This window comes from Paenibacillus sp. GCM10028914 (genome assembly GCF_042666275.1).
GTDB lineage: Bacteria > Bacillota > Bacilli > Paenibacillales > Paenibacillaceae > Paenibacillus_AQ.
Genome location: NZ_JBHTFO010000004.1, coordinates 1 through 4,625, shown reverse-complemented (window position 1 = coordinate 4,625; position 4,625 = coordinate 1). Strand labels below are relative to the sequence as shown.

The window sequence follows — 4,625 nt, the reverse complement described above, 5'->3', positions numbered from 1 at the left end:
ACTCCAAGTTGCTAATTTCAATCCACGCACCCGCGTAGGGTGCGACTACATCATTTTTGATTACGACGCTTTATATGAGCTTATTTCAATCCACGCACCCGCGTAGGGTGCGACGACCTCATAGGCACGCAGCGCGTAACATGTGGTACATAATTTCAATCCACGCACCCGCGTAGGGTGCGACAACTAGATAAGCAGCACAAGCGCTCGAGCCATTTCATTTCAATCCACGCACCCGCGTAGGGTGCGACAACTAGATAAGCAGCACAAGCGCTCGAGCCATTTCATTTCAATCCACGCACCCGCGTAGGGTGCGACGCCGCTCCTAGCGCCGACGCGCCGCCCTCTACGTCTAATTTCAATCCACGCACCCGCGTAGGGTGCGACTAACTTCTCACGGCTCCCCAACGCTACCAGCACATTTCAATCCACGCACCCGCGTAGGGTGCGACGTGAAAGGTCTGAACTACAAGTTAGATTATATGAATTTCAATCCACGCACCCGCGTAGGGTGCGACTTCATTGATTGGTTTAAAAGATATTCCATTTGACATTTCAATCCACGCACCCGCGTAGGGTGCGACCGCCACACCGTTGATAAAGTGATCACCAATGGTATTTCAATCCACGCACCCGCGTAGGGTGCGACATCCTTGCAAGTATCACCATCGCGCAAGCCATTCTCATTTCAATCCACGCACCCGCGTAGGGTGCGACCGATCAGCAAGCCGCAACTGTAACAGTCTATTGATTTCAATCCACGCACCCGCGTAGGGTGCGACAAAGTGTTGAGTACATCAACCCTGCTGTATATTATTTCAATCCACGCACCCGCGTAGGGTGCGACCCGGCTTTGATGAAAATGTTGATGACGTCACGAAATTTCAATCCACGCACCCGCGTAGGGTGCGACTCACCACCTAAAAAGGAAATGCCTCCCTTTTGTCATTTCAATCCACGCACCCGCGTAGGGTGCGACACAGATCCGGCGCGGGGAAAGTTTCACAAGCCATATTTCAATCCACGCACCCGCGTAGGGTGCGACACACTCCGGTGATTGTCTTGCCCCATGTATCCCAATTTCAATCCACGCACCCGCGTAGGGTGCGACTCCGACTTTTTGAACAATACAGCCACAAAAGTCGTTTTTCTATACTAAGGAAACCTATTATATCCAAATACTTACAAATAACATGTCCAGCAAAGGATTAAAGTGGTATTAAATGGTTAAAAATTGGTGCGAATGCACCTAGAATTTCATGTTCGCTTTACATTCGCACCAAACAACGAAACTATTGTTTTATGATTAATTATATCAAAATATCGCAGCGCAAAGATACAATTAGCTGATTTATAATATAGTGACTCTCTTATTGAAGCAACAAGTATCCATCAACATGTTGTACCGAACATTCTCAGACGATTCCAACATGTATCCGAGTATTTCTGTTTTACACAAAAGCAACAACCACCATATATTAAAAATCATAAGCGCTTGAGAATATAAAAAGAACCCTGCTAATGCAAGGTTCTTATTGTTTATTTAATTTTCTTCCATGTGCCGCCGCCTGAAGTTGTGAATCCTTTATCACTACTTTTTATCTCTACGATAGCTGAACCATTAGGAACCCCGTTAGCGAGGATCTGATTCAAATCTCCAGAAAATCCACTTAATCTTGCCCAATATACAACAGACCCATCACTTTTATAAGTACCAGGTTCAATATCTTTGCCTACAATATATGTACCATCGGAAAATTCAGTTAGTTTCTCAGGGTTATAGTTTTCGTCAATCAGCACCCATTCACCGATACCGGTGGATTGAAAACCAACATCTGACTTTTTAATCTCAACAATTGTTGGACCCGAACCATTACCATTAGCTAAGATCTCATCTAGTTCCCCTGAAAATCCGGATGTTCTTGCCCAGTAAATGATTCCATCTTCAGCTCTATAAAGTCCTGGTTGAACTTCGTCATTCACTGCGAAAGTTCCATTAGCATCAATTGTAACTTTCTTAGGAGCTGGCTTTTGGTTTAGTTCTTCAAAATCTTCTCCGCCTAAAGCTAGGTAAACTTTCTTTCCTGCCTCCATATCATCCTGTTCAACGGCTTCAGCAAGCTTGGTAAATTGCTCCTTGGAGTCGCCAGTAATCTTCTCCGCTTGTTTTTTTAAGACCTTAACTGCTGATTCATGACGTTCATCAGACAAAGTTCCACGTACGGATAACTCTACATAAGACTGAAACTCATTAAGTGCGATTTTTTTATAGCTTTCCTGCCATTCTTCTTCAGTTGGTTCATCGTCTTTCTTTTCCTCTGATTGTTGACTATCATCTTTAACATTTTCTGGTGTAGTGACAGCTCCATTTGCTGACTCAGGTTGGTTCTCCGTTTCACTACCCATATTACCTATAATACCAATTAATAGTACTATCAGGACCCAGAACCACCATTTTTTAAAAATCGGTTTTTTCAATTTAGTTCCCCCATTTCTGAAAAATCTCAACAATGGATAGTCTATCAGATATAGGGAATATTAACTATAATATATCGCATATAGGAAAAAACTTCTAACTAAAAGTAGTTCATATGATCTATTAATCACTGCGTAATCATGTTTAAACATAAATAAAAAGCTCTTCAGCATTCTTCGTCTAACAAATCGATTTTATTGCTCCATCATTTATCCAATGTATAAAGCTATCACTTACTAAAGAAGCAAATTGTGGATTCATTACACCTGTATCTACTTGTATTAATTCAATAGAATCTTCGTTTGCTGGCATTAAGTAGAACTGACCTCCGCCGTTACTTCCTATTGCTATGTATCCCGGAGCGTACTCAGAAACCTCATACGTTTGATTTCTTTCACTAATAATGTCAGTACCAAAAATTAAGACACCCTCTTCAGTTTCAAAGCCATTTGTTAACTTGAGAAGTTCCCTAAATACTCTAGGAAATTTCAAACCCATATCCGTCTCTACTTGGTTTATCTCCTGTTCATCAACTGAAGGATAAAGATTGAAACCCGACAAAGAATGTGGATTTATCATAAAAAGCCTCCTAGTCCATCAAAGATTATGTACGGATGTACATCTCACTTTTCACATTTATCTCTAGTTCAGTTGCTATTTTGGACATTTCTTCGTAATCCTTTGGAATTGTGATACTAGAGAAGTTTTGAAGTCTGCTTATATCTTCTTGACTAGCTGGTGGTTCTTTTACTTCTACAAGAAAATTGCTACTCATCTCTTCAAAAATATTCATCTAGATCTATCCTCCTTTACAGACTCTCGTAAAACACTTAGTTTTTCAAAATCATCAACAATGAAAATTGTTCAGTTCCTCTTTCCAAAAGGCCCCTTGAGTGAGTGAATCAGCATCTATCTCCTCGAGTCTGTTAGCAACCCATTCTATCGAAGCATTAGTTGCTTTTCTTTCAAGAAAAGCTCTTCTACCATTTTCAGCTTTTATTTTTTCAATAAAATCCACATAGACCAACAAGGATTCCGTAAACTGCGTTATCGAAGAATTTATAAATACCTCTTCGTTCTCATTATCATAATCAATATATATGACCTCATCGTTCAACTCATCGATACATATGGGATGGCCGTTACCAGTGAATCCAACATATATGTATTTAGAATAAAGAGGGTTGGCGTCATCGTATTTCTCAGTTAATTTGACCCCCCCACCATTAAGCGAGGATTCAAATGTTAGAAACGGTGAAGCCGATTCAGGTAAACCTGCCTTAATTAAGAAATACTTGGATTCTTGAGACAAAGAATATGAATCAATTACTTTATCATCATATTCAACTAGACCAAAAGTTTCCCTATCCCAGCTGTCTAAGAACTCTTGTGGTATGAAGATTGCGGGTATATTACGTTCTCTCATAGATGCAAGAAGAACAGATAATAAGGCGTTGATCGAGCTAATTGAGGAAGAATACGGGGAACTATGCTTTGAAACTATAATGACCCGTACAGCTGCTATAGGTCGCTTATCGATCAATGGGTTCCAAGATAATCCCGAATTAAATCAAGGCTTGAAATTGTACAGAGAATTCGTAAAGGAGCTGATTGAGCGTGTCTAAGATGGACGAGTTAAAGAATAGGATTAGAAGCACATCGGGCGGCAGTGTTCATCCAGAACTTATTGATACATCTCAAGAAGATAAGCCGAAGGCGAACACTAAGAAGAAGAAATTTGAAGAAACGCATACAAGGGATACCGTTTGGATTGAGAATGCTTTAAAAAAGAGGTTAGACAGTCAGAGTGCGGAAAATGGCAGAGGGGAGAAAACAAGGATAATCAATGAAGCACTGCGGCTTTATTTTAATGAAGCAAATTAATAGATACGTACGTAAACGTACACGTTTACATTTACGTATTACAATAACTACAAAATGGGGTTATTTGCTTGGATCGCGGATGACCTCTTTTTGTTTGATGAAATCCCCCTATAAGGTTAAGAATGTATACGTAAATGTTTACACGTACATAAACGTAATCGTTTGTGTCAGGTGTAACAGCAATACGAGTTTTAGAGTACACGTAAATGTTTACGTGGACGTGTACATATACGAATACATAAACGTAAATGTATACGTAAGTGTT

The 4,625-nt window shown here is 40.4% G+C and carries 5 protein-coding genes and 1 CRISPR repeat array; of the genes, 1 reads left to right on the top strand and 4 read right to left on the bottom strand.

The features are described 5' to 3' along the window. Window positions 1–14 precede the first annotated feature (14 nt). Window positions 15–1,111: direct repeats of the CRISPR family, unit length 32 nt; unit sequence ATTTCAATCCACGCACCCGCGTAGGGTGCGAC. Between the two features lie 428 nt (window positions 1,112–1,539). The 4 genes from ACFQV5_RS02725 to ACFQV5_RS02710 form a co-directional block, all read right to left on the bottom strand. Beyond that, entirely contained in the window at window positions 1,540–2,478 is a 939-nt protein-coding gene (locus ACFQV5_RS02725) for an Rv1352/Rv1906c domain-containing protein (protein ID WP_379243407.1), read from the bottom strand. Window positions 2,479–2,656: 178 nt separating this feature from the next. Continuing rightward, the gene (locus ACFQV5_RS02720; protein WP_379243405.1) at window positions 2,657–3,055 is read right to left on the bottom strand and encodes an SMI1/KNR4 family protein; all 399 of its coding nucleotides are present in this window, start codon (window positions 3,053–3,055) and stop codon (window positions 2,657–2,659) included. Between the two features lie 25 nt (window positions 3,056–3,080). Continuing rightward, window positions 3,081–3,269 (bottom strand): hypothetical protein, encoded by a 189-nt coding sequence (locus ACFQV5_RS02715; RefSeq protein ID WP_379243403.1) that lies wholly within the window; start codon window positions 3,267–3,269, stop codon window positions 3,081–3,083. A 54-nt stretch (window positions 3,270–3,323) separates the two neighbouring features. Further along, complete coding sequence (locus ACFQV5_RS02710; protein WP_379243400.1) at window positions 3,324–3,902, bottom strand: SUKH-4 family immunity protein; 579 nt, start codon at window positions 3,900–3,902, stop codon at window positions 3,324–3,326. A 200-nt stretch (window positions 3,903–4,102) separates the two neighbouring features. Here ACFQV5_RS02710 and ACFQV5_RS02705 point away from each other — a divergent pair, with 200 nt between their 5' ends. After that, window positions 4,103–4,360: a hypothetical protein gene (locus ACFQV5_RS02705; protein WP_379243936.1), complete on the top strand. Its 258-nt coding sequence runs from the start codon at window positions 4,103–4,105 to the stop codon at window positions 4,358–4,360. Window positions 4,361–4,625 lie beyond the last annotated feature (265 nt).

Coding starts and splice junctions, on each gene's coding strand:
- ACFQV5_RS02720 (WP_379243405.1), bottom strand. CDS start 3,055: ATGATAAATCCACATTCTTTGTCGGGTTTCAATCTTTATCCTTCAGTT.
- ACFQV5_RS02715 (WP_379243403.1), bottom strand. CDS start 3,269: ATGAATATTTTTGAAGAGATGAGTAGCAATTTTCTTGTAGAAGTAAAA.
- ACFQV5_RS02710 (WP_379243400.1), bottom strand. CDS start 3,902: ATGAGAGAACGTAATATACCCGCAATCTTCATACCACAAGAGTTCTTA.
- ACFQV5_RS02705 (WP_379243936.1), top strand. CDS start 4,103: ATGGACGAGTTAAAGAATAGGATTAGAAGCACATCGGGCGGCAGTGTT.